Source organism: Gloeocapsopsis crepidinum LEGE 06123, assembly GCF_015207655.1.
Taxonomy (GTDB): Bacteria; Cyanobacteriota; Cyanobacteriia; order Cyanobacteriales; family Chroococcidiopsidaceae; genus Gloeocapsopsis; species Gloeocapsopsis crepidinum.
The window spans coordinates 1-2,464 of sequence record NZ_JADEWN010000134.1 but is presented as its reverse complement, the minus strand read 5'-3'; the positions used below and the strand labels follow the sequence as shown (position 1 = coordinate 2,464).

3 protein-coding genes are annotated in these 2,464 nt (G+C 38.1%); all 3 read right to left on the bottom strand.

Going from position 1 to position 2,464, the window contains the following annotated elements; genetic code table 11:
• Nucleotides 1-87: 87 nt before the first annotated feature.
• Nucleotides 88-672, bottom strand: coding sequence for an ABC transporter substrate-binding protein (locus IQ230_RS26120; RefSeq protein ID WP_228055456.1), 585 nt, complete (start codon nt 670-672; stop codon nt 88-90).
• 125 nt (nt 673-797) lie between these two features.
• Nucleotides 798-1,685 carry an ABC transporter permease gene (locus tag IQ230_RS26115; RefSeq protein WP_193935082.1) on the bottom strand — a complete coding sequence of 296 codons (888 nt, stop codon included), beginning with the start codon at nt 1,683-1,685 and terminating at the stop codon, nt 798-800.
• Complete coding sequence (locus IQ230_RS26110; RefSeq protein ID WP_228055455.1) at nt 1,682-2,311, bottom strand: ABC transporter permease; 630 nt, start codon at nt 2,309-2,311, stop codon at nt 1,682-1,684. Before IQ230_RS26110 ends, IQ230_RS26115 begins: the two co-directional genes overlap by 4 nt.
• Nucleotides 2,312-2,464: the final 153 nt, after the last annotated feature.

Here is a 2,464-nt window from a genome sequence, read left to right as displayed (position 1 = left end):
AATTTCTCTACAAATCAAGTTTTCTGAATTACTCTCTGCCACAAAAGCGAATTTCCGCTTCTGCTGTCACTTTCTTACACTACTTATTCATGTATTAGTGGTTTTCCTGATAGGTGCAAGATGTGAGGTATGGCGCATGTCATCCAGCCAAGCGGTTCTTCCCGCAAATTTAGGATCGAACATTGTTGCCCAGCTATCAATTTCTTGATTGTTTGTTGCTGTGATGTTGTAACCAATTCCTAAAGTTCCCCATTGATAAGGCAAACTATATTTATTTTCTAGATCGTAGGGTGCATTCATAAATGTTGAATCAAGATGTGTCCTATTAGGAATATTCTCTAAATTTAATTCTTCTAATAAACCTTCATTAGCCATAATTGCGACCATGTAATCTCCAGGAAACGCAACGTCATAACCTGGATTTCCTGGCTGAATCTTAGCGTAAAGGGCTTCGCTATTTTCATAAGTATCATACTTAATTTTAGCGTTAAACTCTTTCTCAAACTGAGTAAGAACTTCAGGTGCAATATAAGTAGACCAATTATAAACACTCAATACATTAGACGGTGTATTACTATCACTAACATTTGTTTGGTTACTCCCACTACATCCAAGTGGTAATATTAAAGCAACAAAAAACAACACTACAAAGCTCAAAATTCTTCTCATCATAGAACTAAAATCCTATTCATTACTTGATGAGTTAATCCCTACTTTTTTCTTTCGCATCCGCGCTACAGACACTTTACTCAACGAGGGAAACCCTGCACTTTCATGTGTCCTCCTCTGTGGTTCGTTCACCTCAATTCTTTCGTCCCAACCACCAATGCTGGCACAATCAACACTAAAGAAGCCAACAACATTAAACTAGAAATAGCATTAATCGCAGGTGTCACCGAAAATTTAATCATCCCGTAAACAAAAAGTGGTAAAGTTGTTGCACCAACTCCAGCAGTAAAGAAAGTCACGACAAAATCATCTAGAGAAAGTGTAAAAGCAAGCAAAGCACCACTAAAAATTGCTGGAGCAATTAGTGGTAAAATAACTCTCGATAATACTTTCCATTCATTAGCCCCTAAATCTAAAGCAGCTTCTTCTAGTGCTGGATCGAGTTCTGCTAAACGCGCCCTGACAGTAATTGCAACAAAAGAAATATTAAACGATACATGACCAATAATTATTGTAGGTAAGCCAAAAGTCAATCGAATTCCTATAAAATTTTCTATTAACCTAAAGACTAAACTAAAGAAAACTAATAAAGAGATTCCCATTGTAATTTCTGGAATCACAATAGGAAGAAACAACAAGCTATCAATAATCACTCGCCCAGGAAAGCGAAAACGTTCTAACGCAAGTGCGATCGCTGTTCCTAAGATTGTTGCTAGAAGAGTTGAAATCACAGCAACGAGTAAACTGTTCTGTAATGCATCCCAAATTCGAGTGTCAGTAACATTCGCAGTTAATTGTGAGTCAGCTTGAAGTAAACCACGATACCAATCTAAAGTAAAGCCACGCCAAACAGCATTAAAACGCGATGCATTAAACGAGTAAATAACTAAAATCAGAATTGGCAAATAAATAAAAGCAAATCCTAATGCTGTATGGAGTAATAGCCAACGTTTACCAAGCGATCGCACCAATACATCGAATTTTACTGAGGTATTATCTGACACAGAAATCGTCATGAGACTTCCTCAGATGACCGAAAATAAACCAACACCGGAACTAAAACTACCACCATCAGCAACATCGAAAGTGCCGAACCAAAAGGCCAATTACGCGCTTTCAAAAACTGATTTTGAATCAAATTTCCTACCATCAAAGTTTTCGCACCCCCAAGAATATCTGGCGTGACAAACGCACCCACAGCCGGAATAAAAACAAGTAGCGATCCTGCAACAATCCCCCGCATTGTCAATGGCAAAACGACACGTATAAAGCTGCGAACATCATTGGCACCCAAATCATGTGCTGCTTCAACCAACGAGAAATTAAAACGTTCCATTGTGGCATATAACGGCAAAATCATAAATGGCAAATAGCCATAAATTAAGCCCACTGTAACAGCAAAAGGAGTAAACAATAAATTCAGAGGTGCATCAATAATTTGAAAATTTTGTAGCGCTACATTAATCACCCCCTCTTGTCGCAAAAGCACAATCCAAGCGTAAGTACGCACCAAAAAATTAGTCCAAAAAGGAACAATTACCAGTAACACTAGAACATTCCGCCAATACCCTGAACAAGTAGCAATAAAAAACGCCAATGGATAACCAATAATTAAGCAAGCAACTGTCGTTATTGAAGCCAACCCTATCGAACGCCAAATAACTCCTAAGAGGAGGTCTGAAAAGTAAAAAAGCTCTCGTTACAATAACCTGTCAATAGCAAAAAATGACAGAGAACGAGAGTCATGGGTCAATCATATCGTACCGATCTCACAGATGAACAATGGGAATTACTG